The sequence below is a fragment of the Sphingobium sp. GW821-FHT02B05 genome, assembly GCF_059421905.1.
In genome coordinates, this window is the sequence record NZ_JBWKVW010000001.1 from 1,413,312 (window position 1) to 1,431,146 (window position 17,835).

Below are 17,835 nucleotides of genomic sequence, written 5' to 3' on the forward strand. Positions count from 1 at the left end.
CGCAGGCCGGGGCCCAGTTCAGAGCATGGGACTGGGCCCGGCCTACGCCGGGGAACGCTGCATATGAGCCGCGATCTCGCCCTGAATGGACCGTTCCGGCAACAGCAGCGATGAATCCCCGTAGCTGTAGAAACGATAGCCCGTTTCGATCGCATGGCCATAGACGGCCTGCATCCGCTCCGTTCCCATCAGCGCGCTGACCAGCATGAAGAGCGTGGATTTGGGCAGATGAAAATTGGTCATCAGCCCATCGACCGCCCGGAAGCGATAGCCCGGCGTGATGAAGATGCGGGTTTCATCTGCGAAGGGGCGGATGACATCGTCCTCGCCCGCAGCGCTCTCCAGCAGGCGCAAGGACGTCGTGCCTACCGCGATCAACCGGCCGCCTGCCGCCCGCGCCGCGTTCAGCCGATCCGCCGTGGCCGCGTCGATCCGCCCCCATTCGGCGTGCATGCGATGGTCGTCCGTATCGTCGGCCTTGACCGGCAGGAACGTCCCCGCCCCGACATGCAGCGTCAGCGTCTCGGTCAGCACGCCGGCCGCCGCGATGGCCGCCATCAACTCCGGCGTGAAGTGCAGCGCGGCGGTGGGTGCGGCGACCGCGCCATCCTCCCGTGCGAACATCGTCTGATAATCGCTGCGGTCCCGTTCGTCGGTCTGGCGCTTGCTGGCGATATAGGGCGGCAGCGGCATCCGCCCTGCCCGCTCCAGCAGCACTTCCACCGGCTCGTCGCCTTCGAAGTCCAGCGTCACGCCGCCATCCTCGTCGCGCGCGCCGGCCACCGCCGTCACGCCCGCGCCGAAATCGATCCGGTCGCCCGCCCGCACCCGCTTGGCGTTGCGCAGGAAGGCCTGCCATTGCCGCAAGCCCTGCCGCTTGTGCAGCGTCGCGCCGATCCGCGCCTCGCCCCGCATCCCCTCCAGCTGGGCGGGAATGACCCTGGTATCGTTGAACACCAGCACGTCGCCCGCGCGCAGCATCGACGGCAGGTCACGCACGATCCGGTCCTGCATCGCGCCATCGCCCGGCACCAGCAGCATCCGCGCACTGTCGCGCGGGGATGCAGGCCGCAATGCGATATTTTCAGGCGGCAGGTCGAAATCGAACAGGTTTACGCGCATGGCTGGAAACGCTTCATCCAAACAGTTCGGCCCCGTTCGCCTACGAAGAAGCGAACGGGGCCTTGAAACTACAGCAAAAGCCGCACCGGCTTATTTCTTTTTAGGCGCAGCCTTCTTAGGCGCAGGCTTGGCCGTGTCGATGATCGACACCGGCGGCGCGGGCGGCGTGGGCGGCGTGGGCGCAACCGTCAGCGGCGGCTTGCCGTCGCTCTCGATCGACGCCTGAAGGATCACGCTGGGGTCGGCCGGCGGCTCGCCCTCATGGATCGCATCGACATATTGCATGCCTTCGATCACGCGGCCGAACACGGTATATTTCTTGTCCAGCTGCATGCGCGGCAGCAGCACGATGAAGAACTGGCTGTTCGCGCTATCCTCGCTCTGGGCGCGCGCCATCGACAGCGTACCGCGCAGATGCGGCATCGGATTGAACTCGGCCTTCAGGTCGGGCAGGCTCGATCCGCCGGTGCCGTCGCCCTTGGGATCGCCGCCCTGCGCCATGAAGCCGGGAATGACGCGATGGAATTTCAGGCCATTGTAGAAACCCTGGCGCGTCAGCTCCTTGATCCGCTCGACATGATTGGGCGCGATGTCGGGGCGCAGCTGGATGCGCACGCGGCCACCGCTCGACAGGTCCAGATCCCAGATATTCTGCGGATCGGCCGGGATGGTCGCCGGCGGCAGCTTGGGGGTCAGGTCGGTGCCCAGCGACTTGGCATTGTCCTGCGCCCGCACAGCGGCCTCGGCCTTCTTCATTTCCTCGGCATTGCCGCCACCGCCGCCCTGGGCCAGGGCCACGCCGGACGCGGTGAGGGCGAATGTGATCGCCAGAGTCTTGAGCGCGCTAGTAAAACGCATGGAGCAGCAGTTCCTTGATCTCGTAAAAGCCATGGGGCCAAGCCGCCCTGATAGCGCCCTGATCGCGATTGGCAACTGAACGAGCGCTGAAACGGTCGAGTCCTTTGCAAAATGCCCGGTAAAGCGCATTGTGAAGAGCAGGCTTGTGCGGTTCTCCCCCTAAAGACTCAATCCGTTCCTTTTCGCCCGATCTTTTCGACCCGCGCCACCACTTCGTCGCGCACCACCGGGCTGACGAACTTGTGGATCGGCCCGCCATAGAGCGCGATTTCCTTGACCAGCCGCGACGCAATCGGCTGCAATCCCACATCCGCCATCAGGAAAACCGTCTCGATCCGCCCGTTGATCTGCTGGTTCATGCCCGCCATCTGATATTCATATTCGAAGTCCGCGACCGCGCGCAGGCCCCGGATGATGACGCTGGCGCCCTGCGATTCGGCAAAGTCCATCAGCAGCGAATTGAAACCGGTGACGACGATCTCGGTATCTATGCCGGCACATTCGCGGCGCACCATCTCCAGCCGCTCCTCGTCGGAGAACATGGGCGACTTGGCGATATTGGTGGTCACGCCGATCACCAGCTTGTCGACCAGCTTCGCGCCACGCCGGATGATGTCCATATGGCCAAGCGTAATGGGATCGAAAGTGCCGGGATAGACGCCGATACGCTGTTTGCTCATGACTGTTAGCGATCCCTCTCCACGATATAGTCGGCAATGGCGCGCAGCAGGTCGGCCTCCGGACCATGGCCATGCAGATGCGCCTTGGCCTGCGCGACCAGCATATGTGCCTGTTCGCGCGCGCGCTCCACGCCCATCAGCGACAGGAAGGTTTCCTTGCCCGCCGCCGCATCCTTGCCCAGCGCCTTGCCCGCCAGCGCCGCGTCGCCCTCTACGTCCAGCAAATCGTCGGCAATCTGGAAGGCCAGGCCGATGTCGCGGGCATAGCCGCGCAGCCCGGTACGCGCCTCGTGCGGCAGGCGCGCCATGATCGCGGCCGCCTCCACGCAAAATTCGATCAGCGCCCCGGTCTTGAGATTTTGAAGCCGCGTGACGGTGGCCAGGTCGAAGCGGGTCTTTTCCGCCTCCAGATCCATCATCTGCCCGCCCGCCATGCCGGCAGGGCCACTTGCGGCGGCCAGCGCGCGCACCAGTTCGATCCGCACGAACGGATCGGGATGCGTCTCCTCGTCGGCCAGTATCTCGAACGCCAGGTCGTGCAGGCAATCGCCCGCCAGGATCGCGGTCGCCTCGTCGAACGCCTTGTGTACGGTCGGCTTGCCGCGCCGCATATCGTCATCGTCCATCGCCGGCAGATCGTCGTGGATCAGCGAATAGACATGGATGCACTCGACCGCCAGGCCCACCCGCAGCGCCGAGTCGCGCGAAATATTGAACAGGTCGCTGGTCGCCTGCACCAGCAACGGGCGCAGCCGCTTGCCACCACCGATCGCGGCATGCCGCATCGCATCATAAAGGCGCACGCGCGCATCGGACGGCAAGGGCAGCAATCGGTCGAACGCGGCGTCGATCGCGTGTGCGACCTCCGCAGCGCGCGTCGTCACCAGCGCTGTTGCGGAAGCGGTCCCGACTTCCCCCGTCATGCGGATCAATCCGCGCCGAAGGTCTGGGCGCCGGTAACCGCGCCATTGGCGTCGACCGTCAGCTTGGCGATGCGCGCCTCGGCCGCCTGCAACCGCTCGGTACAGCGCTTGCGCAGCTCTTCGCCCTTCGCATAGAGCGATATGGACTCGTCGAGCGGCACATCGCCGCTTTCAAGCCGGCGGACGATCGTTTCGAGCGCGCGCAGCGCATCCTCGAACGACAGGGTTTCGGTGTCGGGGGTGGAAATATCCTCAGCCATGCCCTTGCATTGGCCGCCGTCACGCCCCCGGTCAAGCCCGCCCCGGCAATAAGCGGGTCGCGGCGCCCGCTGTCATCAAACGGTCATGGCGTCATTTCAGGGGGCATAGCGGGAACGTCGTAGTTTTGCGTTGACGCACCATGTTGCGCATGCACATAAAAGGATCGCTATGAAATATTATCTCCCCCTCATCGCCGTCGCCAGCGTCGCTTTGCTGTCGGCCTGCAACAAGAATGACGAGCCGGAAGTCGTGGGCGGCCCCGCCGACCCGATGGCGGCGCAGCTTGCCAACGCCGCGCCGGTCGAATTGCCGCCGTCGGTGAAGGCGAACAAGCAGTTCCGTTGCAAGGACAACAGCCTGATCTTCGTCGACTATATGAGCGATGACAAGACCGCGCTGCTGCGCACCGAAAAGGGTGGCACCGCCACCTCGCTCAAGGCTGCCGAAGCCGGTCAGCCCTTCACCGCCGAGGGCGGCTTTGAAGTCAAGGGTTCGGGCGACGACGTGACCATTACCGTGCCGGGCAAGAGCGCTCAGGCCTGCCACGTCTAAGTCGCACGACTTTCCCGATTGCCAGGCCGGGCCTTCACACGAAGGTCCGGCCTTTTCATTGCGCCTGACGATCGCACCTCAGCCCGCTCGCTTCGGGCATGTCGAGAAGCGGATGGACCTGCCCTTGCCGTTTCTCGACACGCTCCAAACGAACGGAGATGGTCGATTATCCCACCATCACTCATTGTTGAACATCGCCAGCGCGGCACGGTCGGCATAGGCGTTGGCCAGCCGTCGGTGCGCCATCCTGGCGCGTTCCGATGTGGACGCCTGCTCCATCAGGCGCTGCTTCTTGCAACGGCTGGAAAAATAAAAGAAGTCACTCCCCTTCATGGAAAACCTCTCTGCGGCCTCAATCTCCGTCGAATCGCCACCCCGCCCCAGGACATGAACTTTGGGGAAGGGCGTTAACGAAAGGTTGCCGCCGCGATGAACCGTTGAGGAGAGCGGGTAAATATGCCCCGGCAGCGCTTCGCGCCATGCGATCGCACGCCCACCATTGCCCTTCGCCCACGCCATCGCTAAAGGCGCGGGCATGTCCAGCACCGCACCCCACATCACCCCGGAAGTCGTCGCCGAACATGGCCTCAGCCCGGAAGAATATGACCGCGTCCTGAACGCCATCGGCCGGGAACCGAACCTGACCGAACTGGGCATATTCTCGGTCATGTGGTCGGAGCATTGCTCGTACAAATCCTCGAAGATTCATCTGATGAAGCTGCCGACCAAGGGGCCGCAGGTCATTTGCGGCCCCGGCGAAAATGCCGGCGTGGTCGACATCGGCGACGGGCAGGCGGCCATCTTCAAGATGGAAAGCCACAACCACCCGTCCTATATCGAACCCTATCAGGGCGCGGCGACGGGCGTCGGCGGCATCCTGCGCGACGTCTTCACCATGGGTGCGCGCCCGGTGGCCAACATGAACGCGCTACGCTTCGGCCGCCCCGATCATCCCAAGATGAAGCATCTGATCGCAGGCGTGGTCCATGGCATCGGCGGCTACGGCAATTGCGTCGGCGTGCCGACCGTGGGCGGCGAGGTGAATTTCCACCCCGCCTATGACGGCAACATTCTGGTCAACGCGATGACCGTGGGCGTCGCCGACACAGACAAGATCTTCTATTCGGCCGCTTCGGGCGTCGGCAATCCGATCGTCTATGTCGGCTCCAAGACCGGCCGTGACGGCATCCATGGCGCGACCATGGCCAGCGCGGACTTTGGCGACGACGCCGACGCCAAGCGCCCCACCGTGCAGGTGGGCGACCCCTTCACCGAAAAGCTGCTGATCGAGGCGTGCCTGGAACTGATGGCGTCCGACGCGATCGTCGCCATTCAGGACATGGGCGCGGCCGGCCTCACTTCCTCCAGCGTCGAAATGGCGTCGAAGGGCGGCGTTGGCCTCCACCTCAAGATGGATGACGTGCCGCAGCGCGAAACCGGCATGACCACCTATGAAATGATGCTGTCGGAAAGCCAGGAGCGCATGCTCATGGTCTTGAAGCCCGGCCGCGAAGATTTCGCCGAGGCGATCTTCAAAAAGTGGGAACTGGACTTCGCCGTCATCGGTCATGTCACCGACACCGGCCGCATGGTGCTGGAACATAAGGGCGAGATCGTCTGCGACATCCCGCTTGCCCCCCTGGCCGACGACGCGCCGCTCTACGACCGTCCCTCCATGCCGAAGGACGAGTATAAGATCTGGTCGAAGGTCCAGCCGCTGGGCGACATCGCCGAAAGCGCGGATATCGGCGCGGACCTCGTCACCCTGATGGGCAGCCCCGACATTGCCAGCCGCCGCTGGATCTGGGAACAGTACGACCACATGGTCGGCGCCGACACGGTGCAGCGCCCCGGCGGCGACGCCGCGGTCGTGCGCGTCCATGGCGCGCAAAAGGGCATCGCCATCAGCACCGACTGCACGCCGCGCTATTGCTATGCCGACCCCTATGAAGGCGGCAAGCAGGCGATCGCCGAATGTTATCGTAACCTGAGCGCAGTCGGTTCGACCCCGCTCGCCGTCACCAACTGCCTCAACTTCGCCAACCCGCAGCGCCCCGAAATCATGGCGCAGCTGACCGGCTGCCTTGAGGGCATGGGCGACGCCTGCCGCGCGCTCGACTTCCCGATCGTCTCGGGCAACGTCTCGCTCTACAATGAATCGAAGGCGACCGGCGGCGGTTCGGCGATCCTGCCGACGCCGGCGATCGGCGGCATCGGCCTGCTCAAGGATGTGGACGTCATGGCGACGGTCGCGTTCAAGCAGGAAGGCGACGCCATCTGGCTGATCGGCGGGGCCGAAGAGTCCTTGGGCACCCACCTTGGCCAGACCATCTGGCTGCGCGAGATCGCAGGCCGCGAAGCAGGTGATGCGCCCAAGGTGGACCTCATCGCCGAACGCGCCAACGCCGACATCGTCCGCGCCCTGATCGCCGACGGCAAGGCGACCGCCGTGCATGACATTGCCGACGGCGGCCTGATCGTCACCATCGCGGAAATGGCGCTGGCCGGCAGGATCGGCGCGACACTGGACGTCACGCTCACCACCGCATCGGCCTTTGGCGAGGACCAGGGCCGCTATGTCGTCACCACGGCGGCCGGCGTGGACGTGCCCGGCGCGGTGAAGATCGGCACCGTCGGCGGCACCAGTGTCGCCGGCATCGCCCTCGACACGCTGCGCTCCGCCCATGAAGGCTTCTTCCCCGCCCTCATGGACAGCGAACTGTAAAGGATCAGGAGCGGGCCTCAATCCCGCTCCCGCCTATCCCCGGCGGTAGATATATTCCGCGTCGGTCCACGCGCCGACACGGAACCCATAATCGCCCACCTTCACGAAACCCCGCTTGCCATAGACCGCCTGCGCGCGCGCATTGCCCGACCATACGCCCAGCCATATGGGGCCCGGCATTTCAGCCGCCAGCCAGTCCAGCGCCACATCCATCAGCACCCGCCCGATCCCCCGCCCCTGCGCCGCATTGAGCGCGTAAAGCTGATAGAGTTCCCCCTGATCCGCCGAAGCCTTCGGATGCGGCAATTTGCACGGGCCGACATGGGCATAGGCCAGCAGCTGCCCGTCCGCCGCTTCCGCTACCCATGTCGCATGCGACGGGTCGGCCAGTTCCGCCGCGACGCGCTCCACGCCATAGCTCTCCTGCTCGAACAGGGCGAGGTCGGCGGGTGGATAGGGAATGGCAAATCCGTCGAGAAAGGTTTCCCGAAACGCGGCCAGCTTGAGCCGGGACAGCGCCTGGGCGTCGCCGGATCGGGCACGGCGGATGGTGGCGGGCAGAACGGTCATGCGCCTGAATTGGCAGAGCCCGTGCCCTGCTGCAATGCCTGTCCGATCGAGCAAGGCTGTGATCGTAACCCGCAAAGGGTTCATCTTGCCTCAGACCGTCTCCGACAGCGGCCGTGTCACCCGGCCGAACAGCACCTGATAGCCATCCTCCCCGCCATCGGCCTCGAACGTCGCCATCACCCGGCGCAGATCGGCCGGCCGCAGCGGCTTGTGCCCTTCGCTCGGCACCACGGCGCCGATCCCTTTCAGATGCGCAATCAACCCACGTGCCCCGCCGCAGGCCAGCGCATAATCCTCATCGAAGGCAAAACCGTCCGGATGCCGCCCCACTATCGCCCGCAGCGCATCCAGCGATGGATAGTCGGGCACGCCCGCCACCAGCCCGCAGGCCGCATGGGCGGCACGCCAGCGCGCGAAACTGCCCTGCCCCATGGTGGAAAAGATCAGGCTCCCGCCCGGCCTCAGCAACGTCGCCAGCCGCGCGACCCCCGCCTCCAGATCGTCGAACCATTGAAATGCCAGGCTGGACAGGATCAGGTCGAACCATGGCCCATCGAAAACAGGCGCTTCTCCATCCATCGTCATGAACCGGCCCGCGACCCGGCCATTGGCCGCCGCCTGCTCCAGCATGCCGGGCGAAATATCCGTCGCGGTCAATGCCGCACCGGGCCAGCGCGCCTGAATGTCGCGCGTCAGGAACCCCGTGCCGCAGCCAATCTCCAATATGCGCGCCACGCCATCGGGCCGCTGCCGCTGGGCGAGATCCGCGACCAGCTTCGCCACCAGCCGTTGCGGCCCGGCATGTCCGTCATAATGCGCCGCCGCCGCGCCGAATGCGTCGCTTATCCGTTGCTTGCGCCATTGCCTGGAGCCATCAATCATGGCTAGGCGGATGGCAGAGCCTTGGCTTTATGACCAGCCCCTTTGCAGGACCATCCGCTTCATGACCACCGCCCCGCGCAACCCCGCCCCCCGTATCCAGGCCATGGATGTGCTGCGCGGCTGCGCGGTGCTGGGCATATTGTGGATGAACATCACCGCCTTCGCCCTGCCGCAAAATGCCTATTTCAACCCAGCGGTGGCCGGCACGCCCTCGGCCGCCGACATCGTCGCCTGGGCGGTCAGCCTCCTCTTCGTCGATGGCAAGATGCGCGGCCTGTTCGCCCTGTTGTTCGGCGCGTCGATGCTGTTGCTGATCGACCGGGAGGAGATGGCCGGACGCGACGGACGCCGGGCGCAGATGATTCGCGCCGGCTGGCTGTTCGTCCTTGGCTGCGCCCATTTCTTCCTGCTCTGGTGGGGCGACATATTGCGCGTCTATGCGCTGATCAGCCTGTTCGCGCTGCTGTTCGTCCACCTCGAACCTTTCGCCCTGGTCAAGCGCGCCCTGCTCTTCTTCTTCTTTCAGTTCCTGCTGTGCGCCACCTTCATCGCCAGCCTCTATCTCTGGGGTCACGCCGCCACGGCGCCCGGCGCGCCCGGCGCCATGCGCGATGGGTACGACGCCTTCATGGCCGCCCTGTCCAGCCCCGCCAGCCCCTCGACCCAGGCGGAAATCCTCACCTATCGCGGCAGCTTCGCCACCATCTTCCAGCATAAGCTGACCGGCCTGCCCGGCGACTGGCTCTGGGGCTTCCTCTTTACCGCTTTCGAAACCATGGGCTTCATGCTGCTGGGCATGGCGATGCTCAAGGGCGGCTTCCTGACCGGCAATTGGGACGCGGAGCAATATCGCCGCACCGCCCGCCATTGCTTCCTCATCGGCCTGCCGCCCATGGCCGCGCTGGCGTTCTGGGTGGCGTTCAGCGGCTTTGCCCCGCTGCCCGCTTATGGCGTGGCGCTCGCCTGGTCGCTGCCCTTTCGCATTCCGCTGACCGTCGGCTGGGCCGCGTTCATCCTCTGGCTCGCCGCGCGCCATCGGGACCATCCTCTCGTCGCCCGCCTCGCCGCCGCCGGACGGCTGACGCTCAGCAACTATCTCGCCACCAGCCTCATCATGACCGCGCTCTTCTACGGCTGGGGCCTCGGCCTCTTTGCCAGCGTGCCGCCCGCCGCCCTGCCGCTCTTCGTACTGGCCGGCTGGGCAGCCATGCTGGCCTGGTCGAAACCCTATACGTCCCGATTCGCGATGGGGCCGGCCGAATGGCTGTGGCGCAGTCTGGTCAACGGCCGGTCGCAAAAGATTCGCAAAAGCGACTGAATACTATTGCGACCCATTATCAGGCACGCTATCTGCGGATTCGTCAGGAGAGTGTCTTCGATGGTCGTCTGCGTTTGTAATGCCATTCGTGAAAAGGATGTACGGGAAGCCGCGCGAAACGGGGCCGATACGCCGTGCAGCGCCTATGCCCAATTCGGCCGCCGCCCCAAATGTGGCCAGTGCGTCTCCTTCGCGCGCACCATCATCGCGGCGGAACGGGCTTCGGCCTGACGGCATTGCGAATCAGCCTCAGTCGGCAATCGCGATCTCCACGCAATAGCGCAGTAAAAAACCCCTGATTTACAAGGGTTTTCGACTTAACAGCGTGCGTCCTAAACGATATACGGGCCGGCAACCCCCATTGCCGGAGTAAAGCGCCATGAAAGGCGATCTGAAAGTCATCGAATATCTGAACGAGGTGCTCAAAAACGAGCTGACCGCGATCAATCAATATTTCCTCCACTATCGCGTGCTCAAACATTGGGGCATCGAAAAGCTGGCCAAGTTCGAATATGAAGAGTCGATCGACGAGATGAAGCACGCCGACAAGGTGGCGGAACGCATCCTCTTCCTTGACGGCCTGCCCAATTTCCAGCTGCTCGGTCGCCTGAAGATCGGCGAAACGGTCGAGGAAATCCTCAAGGCCGACCTCGAACTGGAATATGAAGCGCTGCCGGTCCTGCGCGAAGCGATCGCCTATTGCGAATCGATCAAGGATTTCGTCAGCCGCGACCTGTTCCAGTACATCCTCGAAAGCGAGGAAGAACATGTCGACACGCTGGAAACCCAGTTCGAAATGATCGAACGCATGGGCATCCAGAATTATGTCCAGCTGCAAAGCAAGGCGAAGGAAGACTGATTTCCGGCCTGCCGCGGCACCGGCCGAGATACACGAGTCTTATAAAAAGGGGCGTCCTGTAGGGCGCCCCTTTTTACGTTGTGCCAGCCAGCAAACATGTGAAGCCGACGCTCTGTGTTCTTCGACGTGGGCCGGGGAACCGGTCCTGTAAAATCTCGATATTACAGCAGCGCGTCGAGCAGCCCGATCAGCGGCAGGTCCGCCGGCGGCATGTCCAGCGCATACATCTGCGCGGGCTTGAGCCATTTGAGCGCAGTCGCGTGGCGCGCTTCGGGCACGCCCTTCCACTTGCGGCATACATAAAGCAGCAGCAACAGATGCCTGTCGCCCAGCGGCTCGCTGGCGAATGTCGCGGGCGCCAGACAGCTTGCATGCGTCTCGATGCCCAGCTCCTCCTCCAGCTCGCGCACCAGCGCCGCCTCCGGCGTCTCGCCCGGCTCCACCTTCCCGCCGGGGAATTCCCACAGGTCCGCCATCGCCTTCCCCGGTGGCCGCTGTTGCAGCAGCACGCGGCTGTCGGCGTCCACCAACGCTACGGCGACGACCATCAGGGGAGAAAAAGAGGGCATATCGGTCCAGTCGGGAGGGCTTTGTTAACCCTGTAGCCTTTACACGACCAGCGGGGACTGTCTGTAGCGAAACGGGGACTATATGCGCGCGCTTGCTGAAATGCTGACCCGTTTGGGCCTGCTGCGCTGCGAGCGCGGCGCCACGGCGGTCGAATATGGGCTGATCATCGCCATGATCGTCCTGGCCATGGTCGTCGCGCTCAACAACGTCGCCACGAAAACCACCAGCATGTGGAACAACGTGGCCACAGAAGTTACCAAATATTAACCATCAATATTTGACAGCAACTTTTCCCCATTAAGAATTTCTCAACCGCCCTCCTCTAATTCGATCCGTGCTGACCACGAATTACCATGCGGGGCGGCCGGGTAGTTAAACGTTGCAATATTTTCCAAGGAGACATCACATGCAGTTCATCCGTAAGATGCTGAAGAACGAAAAGGGTGCCACCGCGATTGAATACGGCCTGATCGCCGCTCTGATCGCCGTCGCCGCCATTGGCGCGATGACCAGCCTGGGCACCAAGCTCGGCAGCACCTTCAACAATGTCTCGAACAAGCTCTAATAGCTTCTTCCGACTTTGTGAAAGAGGCGGTGGACATCGGTCCGCCGCCTTTTTCGTATGTGCCTGGGATATTTTGGTGTCAGCATATGGCGCGCAAAATGCGGAAAAAATGGCAACCGGTTTGCCGCTGAAAGCGATGCCAAAACCAAGACGCCAACGCACGCAACTTGCGTCCCTGTTTAAACGCGGCCTGCTATGCGACGCTGCGTGAACATGCACCTTTGTCACATGCACACCGGCCAGCATCGAACATGCGCGCCTACCAGGTGACGATCTTCACCCGCTGCCCGTCGCGCAGCACGCTATTTTCCTCCAGCGCATTGATCGTCAGGAACCGGTCCAGCTGATAGTCGGTATAGGCCATCCGCTTGGCCAGCGACTGCACCGTATCCCCGGCCTTCACCGTCACCACGTCAACGCGGCGCGGCTTGATCGCCGCCGCCTCCTGGGCGCTCAGGCGCTGCACCGAATCAACCATGTCGACGAATGGACCAACCCCCTGTCCCGCCGGCGTCAGCAGCAGGAAGTGATAGGCCTTCCCGCCCCCGAAATCATAAGCGAACACGGTCGCATCCACCTGGCTGGACTGGGTCGATGCGCGCACGGTGCGATAGGCGGCGGGCAGGCCGTTGATCGTCGTGCGATTGACCTCACCTGTCGGCACGCCGCCCTTGCCCCCGCCCAGCTTGGCAAGGACGCTGTTGATATAGGCGTCCAGATTGCCCGAATAGGGCGCGGCGGCAAATTGCGCCTGCCCGCCCGACCCGGCGATCGACACCGCATCGGCGCCATTTTCCATGCCGAAACCGTTGGGAATGGTGAAGCTGAGGCGCAGGTCGGGATGGCGGAATCGGTTGCCGTCGATCACGCCCTGCTTGGGATCATCGCCATAAAGGACGCCATCCACCGCGTTCAGGAAGGCGTCGCGATTGCGCACCGTGCTGGTCGCCCGCGTCGCTTCGGCGGCTCTGGCGGCCCGCTCCACGCGCGCGCCGGGATCGGGATGGGTACTCGCCCAGGCCGGCGTCGATCGGGCATTGCCCGTCACCTGCGCATCCAGGTCGCTCTGCGCCGCCAACGACGCCAGCATGTCGGACAAGGCGCGCGGATCATAACCGCCGCTCGCCAAATAGCGGATGCCCAGATCGTCGGCTTCATATTCCTGTGTGCGGGAAAATTTGAGCGTCAACAACTGGCTGCCCGTGCCGATCCCTTTCTGGATCAGACCCGAAAAGCCCGAATCGCCCAGCAAAGCGCCCGCCAATGCACCGAGCAGCGCCCCGCCGACCGCATTGCGCTGCGCCGCCTGTTGACGGCGCTGGCCATGCTGGGCCGCGACATGGCCCACTTCATGGCCCAGCACGCCGGCCAGTTCCGCCTCGTCGTTCATCAGCGCCATCAACTGGCGGGTGACATAGACATAGCCACCCGGAATGGCGAAGGCGTTGTTCACCGGCGAATTGAGCAGGGTCACTGTAAAATCGCCCTGCGCATTCGACAGGCCCGATTGCACCGCGATGCGGCGACCGACGCCCTCCACATATTTCGCCTGCGGCCCCACATAGGCGCCGCCAAATTCCTTCAATAATTCAGGATGCTGCTTGGCGCCGCTCGCCTTGTCCTGCGCACTGATGTTCGACACCGTGCGGATTGCGCGCTGCTGCCCGATCACCACAGGCGCGCTCGCCGCCATCGCCAGCACCGCGCCAACGCCGCCCAGCTTCCACTTCCAGTTCATCGTCTCTCCACCCTCGACGTTACCCCAACGTAACGATGAAAATGGCGAGCCGTTCCGGAAAAAGCGAGCGATTTAGCGCCCCTCCGTGCCGTCACAGAGGCGACCGGAATATATAAAAGGCGCCAGCCCGCTTCTCCGGCCCGCTACCCGGCGTCGGTATCTTATGGGTGTCCGGGTGGGGGAGCGGGCTGGCGCCGCCAATCCGCCCTTCAGCCGGATTTCAAACTGTGCCTTTCAGGCGCCGATGGCCAGGAATTTGTCGGCCCGGTCGGTGCGCAGCGCATCTGCCGACAGCCCATCGAGCGCGCCCAGTTCCGCCTCGATCGCCGCGCCCAGATTGGCGATCGCCTGCACCGGATCGCGATGGGCGCCGCCCACCGGTTCCGCCACGATCCGGTCGATCACGCCCAATGCCTTCAGATGCTGCGCCGTCACCTGCATCGCGGTCGCCGCGTCGCTCGCCTTGTCGGCGGTGCGCCACAGGATCGACGCGCAACCTTCGGGCGAAATCACCGAATAGATGGCATGTTCGAACATCAGCACGCGGTTGGCCGCCGCCAGCGCGATCGCGCCGCCCGACCCGCCTTCGCCCACCACCGCCGCGACCATCGGCACGCCCAGCTTCAGGCACGCCTCGGTCGAGCGCGCAATGGCTTCGGCCTGGCCGCGTTCTTCCGCCTGCACCCCCGGAAAGGCGCCCGACGTGTCGACCAGGCTGACGACCGGCAGGCCGAACCGGTCGGCCAGTTCCATCAGGCGGATCGCCTTGCGATATCCTTCGGGCTTGGCCATGCCGAAATTGTGGCGCACGCGGCTGGCGGTATCGTCGCCCTTTTCATGGCCGATCACCATGACCTTGCGCTCGCCCAGAGTCGCAAAGCCTCCGATGATCGCCTGATCGTCGGCAAAGGCGCGGTCGCCGGCCAGCGGCATGAAATTGTCGAACATGCCCGCCACATAATCCTTGAAGTGCGGGCGTTCGGCATGCCGTGCCACCTGCGTCTTCTGCCAGGGCGTCAGCTTGCCATAGGTGTCGGTGAGCAGCTTGGCCGCGCGCTGTTCCAGCGTCGCGATCTCGCCGTCGATGTTGATGTCGCCCACACTGGCGGTGGCGCGCAATTCAACGATGCGCGCTTCCAGCTCAGCGATCGGCTTTTCGAATTCCAGAAAGCTTACCATGGCCCGTGCGTTACGGCGCTGGCGCGTCGTCGTCAACGCGCTGATGCGGCTTCTTCGCGTGCATCCCGGCCAGCGGATGCCGCTGGTTGACCAGTTCGACCAGCCGCCGGCTGTCCACATGGGTATAGATTTGCGTCGTGCCGATATCGGCATGGCCCAGCATGGATTGCAGCGCGCGCAGATCCGCGCCCCCTTCCAGCAGGTGCGTGGCAAAGGCGTGGCGCAACACATGCGGGCTGACCCGCTCGGGCGCGATGCCGCTCGCCGCGGCCAGTGTCTTGACCAGTTGATAAAGCCGGATACGGCTCAAATGGCTCTTGCCCGACGGAAAGAGCCACACGCTATCCCCCGGCACATGCGGCAGCCAGGCGGCGACGGCCGCCCGCGCCCGATCCGATATGGGGACCAGCCGCTCGCGCGCGCCCTTCCCCTTCAGGATCAGGAAAGGCCGGTCATGCGACAGAGCCCGGCGCGGCAGCGACACCAATTCGGTCGCGCGCAGCCCCGATCCATAGAGCAGTTCGATCAGCGCCGCGAGCCGCAGGTCCGCCGGCACGGGATGCTCTGCCTCCAGCCGTTCGGCGATCGTCGCAAAGAATCGATCCACCTCCGCCACCGACAATATCCTGGGCAAGGCGCGCTGCGTCACCGGGCGCGGCAGCGCAGCGGAGGGATTGTCGGCGCGCAGCCCTTCCTCCTCCAGAAAGCCGTAAAAGGCCCGCAACGCCGACGCCTTGCGCGCCACGGACGACGCCGCCAGCTTCGCCCACGCCACAGCCAGCGTCCCCAGCCTGTCCTTGCTCGCCCCGGCCAACCCGCCCAGCAGTTCGCCAGCCCCATTGAGGTCGGCCCGATAGGCCAGCAGCGTATTGCGCGACGCGCCGCGTTCCGCCGCCATCATTTCCAGAAAGCGGTCGATCAGGCCGGCGTCGTCTGCTGTCATGATCAGGCCCGGCTGATCGCCTCGGCCGCGATCATCCGCGCTTCGGGGTCCAGCCCCACGCGATGTAGCGCCGCCACGACATGATAGAGATGCCCGGCCGGCAGGCGGCTCCAGTCCGTCCCCTGCATGCCGACTGCCGCCAGCAACGCGACCGTGCCCTTTTCGCCCCGCTGCGCCGCCGCACCGATGGCGCGCGCCCAGCGGCTGTTGGCGCCGAGCGCAAAGCCGTTATCCTGCGCCAGCGTGGCGGCGTCCTGCGCGGGCAGGCGCGACAGGCCGGCCAGCGCCGCGATCAGCATCCGCCCCTTGTCCGCTCCCACGTCACCGACATAGCTCGACACGCGGCTGCTGTTGATCTCGACCACCGCGCTCGGCGCCCCGACCGCCAGCAGCGCCCAGAATTGCGAAGCGCCCGCACCGTCCAGCTGGCCGATCGCCCGTGCCCAGCGCGCCGCGTTGCGGTCATAACCGGCGGTCAGCATGGAACCGACCAGATTGGCCGCATCCTGCGCATCGGCCTGCGCCACCGGCAGCGCCGCGGCGGCCCGCGCCGTCGCGATCATGCCCAGATAGTCGGGCTTGCCATTGTCGCCCCACCAACTGTGCATCGCGCCGATCCGGTCGCCCACCGTCGCCCCGGAAAAGGCGGTGCGCAGCGAATCGATCCGGTCGGCGGCATCGGCGGGCGCATCGCCATCCGTGCCCAACTGACCGTAGAATCCGACCAGCGCCGCACTGGACAGCACGCCCAGTCGCGCCGCGATATCAACGCCGGGACGACGCTTCACCGCGCTCAGGGCCGGCGCGCGCGCCTCCCACGCCCGAACATGCGGGCCAACGGTGCCATAGAGCGTATCGGGAATTTCGACATTCAGCGCCGTCGCCAGGCCAAAGCGCCAGGCGGTCAGCCGGTCCACGCCATCCCATTCGATCTTCACCGACCGGCGCGCGTTGAATCCGGTGCCGACGACCTTTTCGGCCAGCCGATAATCGATGCCGCGCACCACGCCCTTGCGCTGCGCCTGATTGAGCGCACCGCTCGATGTCCCCTGATCGCCCGACAGCGCCGGGCAGATCGCCCGCGTCATGTCCCAACCGGGCGCCTTGCTGAACCGCAGCGCGCCGGCCGACAGGGGGCAAAGCCCCGCCGGATCGGCCGCCGCCAGATAGGTTTCCATCGCCACGGCATAAAGGCGCGGCGAATAGCGATCCGAATCGACGCTCTGCACCATCAGCCGGGCATTGTCCGCCTCGCCCATGCGCAGCAGCAGCCAGGCGCGCTCCGCCGCCCAGTCCGCGCCGTCGATATCGCGCGGCGTATCCACCGCGCTCAGCAAGGCCCGGCGCAACAGGATGGAGGCCCAGCGCGACACGATCGGCGCATGGGTCTGCTGCATCAGCGCGGCCAGGTATCTGCCGGATTCGCCGCCAAAGGCGTCCGGCTCGAACCCGCGCGTCTGCGGCGTCAGCGGCCCGATCCGCTCCAGCGACCGCCGCGCGGTCTCGGGCAGGTCGTATTTCGCCTTCTGCGCCGCGATTTCCTCCGGCGTCAGCGCGTCTTCGGCCGCATTTTGCGCCTCCACCAGCGACAGGTCGGGCGGCACCGCCGGATTGAGCGGCTGCACCATGGACGTGCCTGGCGCCGTGGACGGCGCGGCGCTGGGCGGCCGCACGGTAACGGGCGCGCCCTGCGCCGGCTGGGCAGGGCGCGGCGCGGCCGGTGCTTCGGGCGTGTCGCCGAAACCGGGCGGCAGCAGCGATTCGGGCGCCTGTTGCGCGACGACCGGCAGGGTCAGCGCCAGCGCAAAACTGCCCAATGCCCATTTCGCATTAGCGCGCGGCCAGCGCATCCGCCTTACTGGCCCAGCTTCTCTGCGGGGATGACCTTTTCGACGCGCTGCTGCGGCTGCTCGCCACCGCGCGACCAGAAAAAGGCCAGCAGCGCGACGAGCAACAGGACCAGAGCGATGGGGATGATCGGCAGGCTGGTGCCACGGCGACGCTGGCCGCCTTCGAAACTGCTGAAGTTGCGATTATTCTTCATAAGTCCTTGGCTATGACTGACCCGGAAACTTGGCCGGGGGAAAGAA

Annotated in this window: 21 protein-coding genes; 7 read left to right on the forward strand and 14 right to left on the reverse strand. The window is 65.0% G+C overall.

All coding sequences use genetic code 11. The features are described 5' to 3' along the window. Positions 1–42 precede the first annotated feature (42 nt). The 5 genes from queA to AC07UX_RS07155 all read right to left on the reverse strand — a co-directional run bounded on the left by queA (position 43) and on the right by AC07UX_RS07155 (position 3,843). On the reverse strand, positions 43–1,122 hold the full coding sequence (queA, locus tag AC07UX_RS07135; RefSeq protein WP_495191236.1) for a tRNA preQ1(34) S-adenosylmethionine ribosyltransferase-isomerase QueA: 1,080 nt from the start codon (positions 1,120–1,122) through the stop codon (positions 43–45). Between the two features lie 90 nt (positions 1,123–1,212). Continuing rightward, positions 1,213–1,980: a peptidylprolyl isomerase gene (locus AC07UX_RS07140; protein ID WP_495191237.1), complete on the reverse strand. Its 768-nt coding sequence runs from the start codon at positions 1,978–1,980 to the stop codon at positions 1,213–1,215. Between the two features lie 167 nt (positions 1,981–2,147). Next, positions 2,148–2,660, reverse strand: coding sequence for a pantetheine-phosphate adenylyltransferase (gene coaD / locus AC07UX_RS07145; RefSeq protein ID WP_495191238.1), 513 nt, complete (start codon positions 2,658–2,660; stop codon positions 2,148–2,150). A 5-nt stretch (positions 2,661–2,665) separates the two neighbouring features. Continuing rightward, the gene (locus AC07UX_RS07150; protein ID WP_495191239.1) at positions 2,666–3,583 is read right to left on the reverse strand and encodes a polyprenyl synthetase family protein; all 918 of its coding nucleotides are present in this window, start codon (positions 3,581–3,583) and stop codon (positions 2,666–2,668) included. Between the two features lie 5 nt (positions 3,584–3,588). Beyond that, positions 3,589–3,843: an exodeoxyribonuclease VII small subunit gene (locus tag AC07UX_RS07155; RefSeq protein ID WP_495191240.1), complete on the reverse strand. Its 255-nt coding sequence runs from the start codon at positions 3,841–3,843 to the stop codon at positions 3,589–3,591. Positions 3,844–4,012: 169 nt separating this feature from the next. On the opposite strand from AC07UX_RS07155, the gene AC07UX_RS07160 reads away from it, so the two are divergent. Next, on the forward strand, positions 4,013–4,396 hold the full coding sequence (locus AC07UX_RS07160; protein ID WP_495191241.1) for a hypothetical protein: 384 nt from the start codon (positions 4,013–4,015) through the stop codon (positions 4,394–4,396). A gap of 177 nt (positions 4,397–4,573) precedes the next feature. Here the strand turns inward: AC07UX_RS07160 and AC07UX_RS07165 are convergent, their stop codons facing one another. Continuing rightward, entirely contained in the window at positions 4,574–4,729 is a 156-nt protein-coding gene (locus tag AC07UX_RS07165; protein WP_495191242.1) for a hypothetical protein, read from the reverse strand. A gap of 202 nt (positions 4,730–4,931) precedes the next feature. Between AC07UX_RS07165 and purL the strand changes: the two genes are divergently transcribed. Beyond that, entirely contained in the window at positions 4,932–7,121 is a 2,190-nt protein-coding gene (gene purL, locus AC07UX_RS07170) for a phosphoribosylformylglycinamidine synthase subunit PurL (RefSeq protein WP_495191243.1), read from the forward strand. Between the two features lie 33 nt (positions 7,122–7,154). Here the strand turns inward: purL and AC07UX_RS07175 are convergent, their stop codons facing one another. Both AC07UX_RS07175 and AC07UX_RS07180 read right to left on the reverse strand, forming a co-directional pair. After that, positions 7,155–7,691, reverse strand: a complete 537-nt coding sequence (locus AC07UX_RS07175) for a GNAT family N-acetyltransferase (RefSeq protein ID WP_495191244.1) — start codon at positions 7,689–7,691, stop codon at positions 7,155–7,157. Positions 7,692–7,781: 90 nt separating this feature from the next. After that, on the reverse strand, positions 7,782–8,573 hold the full coding sequence (locus AC07UX_RS07180; RefSeq protein WP_495191245.1) for a methyltransferase domain-containing protein: 792 nt from the start codon (positions 8,571–8,573) through the stop codon (positions 7,782–7,784). Between the two features lie 61 nt (positions 8,574–8,634). Between AC07UX_RS07180 and AC07UX_RS07185 the strand changes: the two genes are divergently transcribed. The 3 genes from AC07UX_RS07185 to bfr all read left to right on the forward strand — a co-directional run bounded on the left by AC07UX_RS07185 (position 8,635) and on the right by bfr (position 10,750). After that, entirely contained in the window at positions 8,635–9,891 is a 1,257-nt protein-coding gene (locus AC07UX_RS07185; RefSeq protein WP_495191246.1) for a DUF418 domain-containing protein, read from the forward strand. A gap of 60 nt (positions 9,892–9,951) precedes the next feature. Further along, positions 9,952–10,122 (forward strand): (2Fe-2S)-binding protein, encoded by a 171-nt coding sequence (locus tag AC07UX_RS07190; RefSeq protein WP_093013101.1) that lies wholly within the window; start codon positions 9,952–9,954, stop codon positions 10,120–10,122. A gap of 148 nt (positions 10,123–10,270) precedes the next feature. Beyond that, positions 10,271–10,750, forward strand: a complete 480-nt coding sequence (bfr, locus tag AC07UX_RS07195; RefSeq protein ID WP_056687943.1) for a bacterioferritin — start codon at positions 10,271–10,273, stop codon at positions 10,748–10,750. A 161-nt stretch (positions 10,751–10,911) separates the two neighbouring features. Here the strand turns inward: bfr and AC07UX_RS07200 are convergent, their stop codons facing one another. After that, positions 10,912–11,319: a (deoxy)nucleoside triphosphate pyrophosphohydrolase gene (locus tag AC07UX_RS07200; RefSeq protein ID WP_495191247.1), complete on the reverse strand. Its 408-nt coding sequence runs from the start codon at positions 11,317–11,319 to the stop codon at positions 10,912–10,914. 82 nt (positions 11,320–11,401) lie between these two features. Here AC07UX_RS07200 and AC07UX_RS07205 point away from each other — a divergent pair, with 82 nt between their 5' ends. After that, entirely contained in the window at positions 11,402–11,587 is a 186-nt protein-coding gene (locus tag AC07UX_RS07205; RefSeq protein WP_495191248.1) for a Flp family type IVb pilin, read from the forward strand. Between the two features lie 139 nt (positions 11,588–11,726). Next, positions 11,727–11,885: a Flp family type IVb pilin gene (locus AC07UX_RS07210; protein WP_495191249.1), complete on the forward strand. Its 159-nt coding sequence runs from the start codon at positions 11,727–11,729 to the stop codon at positions 11,883–11,885. A 259-nt stretch (positions 11,886–12,144) separates the two neighbouring features. Here AC07UX_RS07210 and AC07UX_RS07215 read toward each other — a convergent pair whose 3' ends face one another. The 5 genes from AC07UX_RS07215 to AC07UX_RS07235 form a co-directional block, all read right to left on the reverse strand. Continuing rightward, a complete protein-coding gene (locus AC07UX_RS07215; protein ID WP_495191250.1) occupies positions 12,145–13,623 on the reverse strand; it encodes a M48 family metalloprotease in 1,479 nt (492 codons plus the stop codon). A gap of 234 nt (positions 13,624–13,857) precedes the next feature. Continuing rightward, positions 13,858–14,802, reverse strand: a complete 945-nt coding sequence (locus AC07UX_RS07220) for an acetyl-CoA carboxylase carboxyltransferase subunit alpha (protein ID WP_495191251.1) — start codon at positions 14,800–14,802, stop codon at positions 13,858–13,860. 10 nt (positions 14,803–14,812) lie between these two features. Beyond that, positions 14,813–15,745 carry a tyrosine recombinase gene (locus AC07UX_RS07225; RefSeq protein ID WP_495191252.1) on the reverse strand — a complete coding sequence of 311 codons (933 nt, stop codon included), beginning with the start codon at positions 15,743–15,745 and terminating at the stop codon, positions 14,813–14,815. Positions 15,746–15,747: 2 nt separating this feature from the next. Further along, on the reverse strand, positions 15,748–17,595 hold the full coding sequence (locus AC07UX_RS07230; protein ID WP_495191253.1) for a hypothetical protein: 1,848 nt from the start codon (positions 17,593–17,595) through the stop codon (positions 15,748–15,750). Positions 17,596–17,600: 5 nt separating this feature from the next. Further along, the gene (locus AC07UX_RS07235) at positions 17,601–17,789 is read right to left on the reverse strand and encodes a hypothetical protein (RefSeq protein WP_120250522.1); all 189 of its coding nucleotides are present in this window, start codon (positions 17,787–17,789) and stop codon (positions 17,601–17,603) included. Between the last annotated feature and the right edge of the window lie 46 nt (positions 17,790–17,835).

Bases quoted from the DNA above. Each gene is read 5' to 3' on its own strand.
- queA (WP_495191236.1), bottom strand. From the start codon at position 1,122: ATGCGCGTAAACCTGTTCGATTTCGACCTGCCGCCTGAAAATATCGCA.
- AC07UX_RS07140 (WP_495191237.1), bottom strand. From the start codon at position 1,980: ATGCGTTTTACTAGCGCGCTCAAGACTCTGGCGATCACATTCGCCCTC.
- coaD (WP_495191238.1), bottom strand. From the start codon at position 2,660: ATGAGCAAACAGCGTATCGGCGTCTATCCCGGCACTTTCGATCCCATT.
- AC07UX_RS07150 (WP_495191239.1), bottom strand. From the start codon at position 3,583: ATGACGGGGGAAGTCGGGACCGCTTCCGCAACAGCGCTGGTGACGACG.
- AC07UX_RS07155 (WP_495191240.1), bottom strand. From the start codon at position 3,843: ATGGCTGAGGATATTTCCACCCCCGACACCGAAACCCTGTCGTTCGAG.
- AC07UX_RS07160 (WP_495191241.1), top strand. From the start codon at position 4,013: ATGAAATATTATCTCCCCCTCATCGCCGTCGCCAGCGTCGCTTTGCTG.
- AC07UX_RS07165 (WP_495191242.1), bottom strand. From the start codon at position 4,729: ATGAAGGGGAGTGACTTCTTTTATTTTTCCAGCCGTTGCAAGAAGCAG.
- purL (WP_495191243.1), top strand. From the start codon at position 4,932: ATGTCCAGCACCGCACCCCACATCACCCCGGAAGTCGTCGCCGAACAT.
- AC07UX_RS07175 (WP_495191244.1), bottom strand. From the start codon at position 7,691: ATGACCGTTCTGCCCGCCACCATCCGCCGTGCCCGATCCGGCGACGCC.
- AC07UX_RS07180 (WP_495191245.1), bottom strand. From the start codon at position 8,573: ATGATTGATGGCTCCAGGCAATGGCGCAAGCAACGGATAAGCGACGCA.
- AC07UX_RS07185 (WP_495191246.1), top strand. From the start codon at position 8,635: ATGACCACCGCCCCGCGCAACCCCGCCCCCCGTATCCAGGCCATGGAT.
- AC07UX_RS07190 (WP_093013101.1), top strand. From the start codon at position 9,952: ATGGTCGTCTGCGTTTGTAATGCCATTCGTGAAAAGGATGTACGGGAA.
- bfr (WP_056687943.1), top strand. From the start codon at position 10,271: ATGAAAGGCGATCTGAAAGTCATCGAATATCTGAACGAGGTGCTCAAA.
- AC07UX_RS07200 (WP_495191247.1), bottom strand. From the start codon at position 11,319: ATGCCCTCTTTTTCTCCCCTGATGGTCGTCGCCGTAGCGTTGGTGGAC.
- AC07UX_RS07205 (WP_495191248.1), top strand. From the start codon at position 11,402: ATGCGCGCGCTTGCTGAAATGCTGACCCGTTTGGGCCTGCTGCGCTGC.
- AC07UX_RS07210 (WP_495191249.1), top strand. From the start codon at position 11,727: ATGCAGTTCATCCGTAAGATGCTGAAGAACGAAAAGGGTGCCACCGCG.
- AC07UX_RS07215 (WP_495191250.1), bottom strand. From the start codon at position 13,623: ATGAACTGGAAGTGGAAGCTGGGCGGCGTTGGCGCGGTGCTGGCGATG.
- AC07UX_RS07220 (WP_495191251.1), bottom strand. From the start codon at position 14,802: ATGGTAAGCTTTCTGGAATTCGAAAAGCCGATCGCTGAGCTGGAAGCG.
- AC07UX_RS07225 (WP_495191252.1), bottom strand. From the start codon at position 15,745: ATGACAGCAGACGACGCCGGCCTGATCGACCGCTTTCTGGAAATGATG.
- AC07UX_RS07230 (WP_495191253.1), bottom strand. From the start codon at position 17,595: ATGCGCTGGCCGCGCGCTAATGCGAAATGGGCATTGGGCAGTTTTGCG.
- AC07UX_RS07235 (WP_120250522.1), bottom strand. From the start codon at position 17,789: ATGAAGAATAATCGCAACTTCAGCAGTTTCGAAGGCGGCCAGCGTCGC.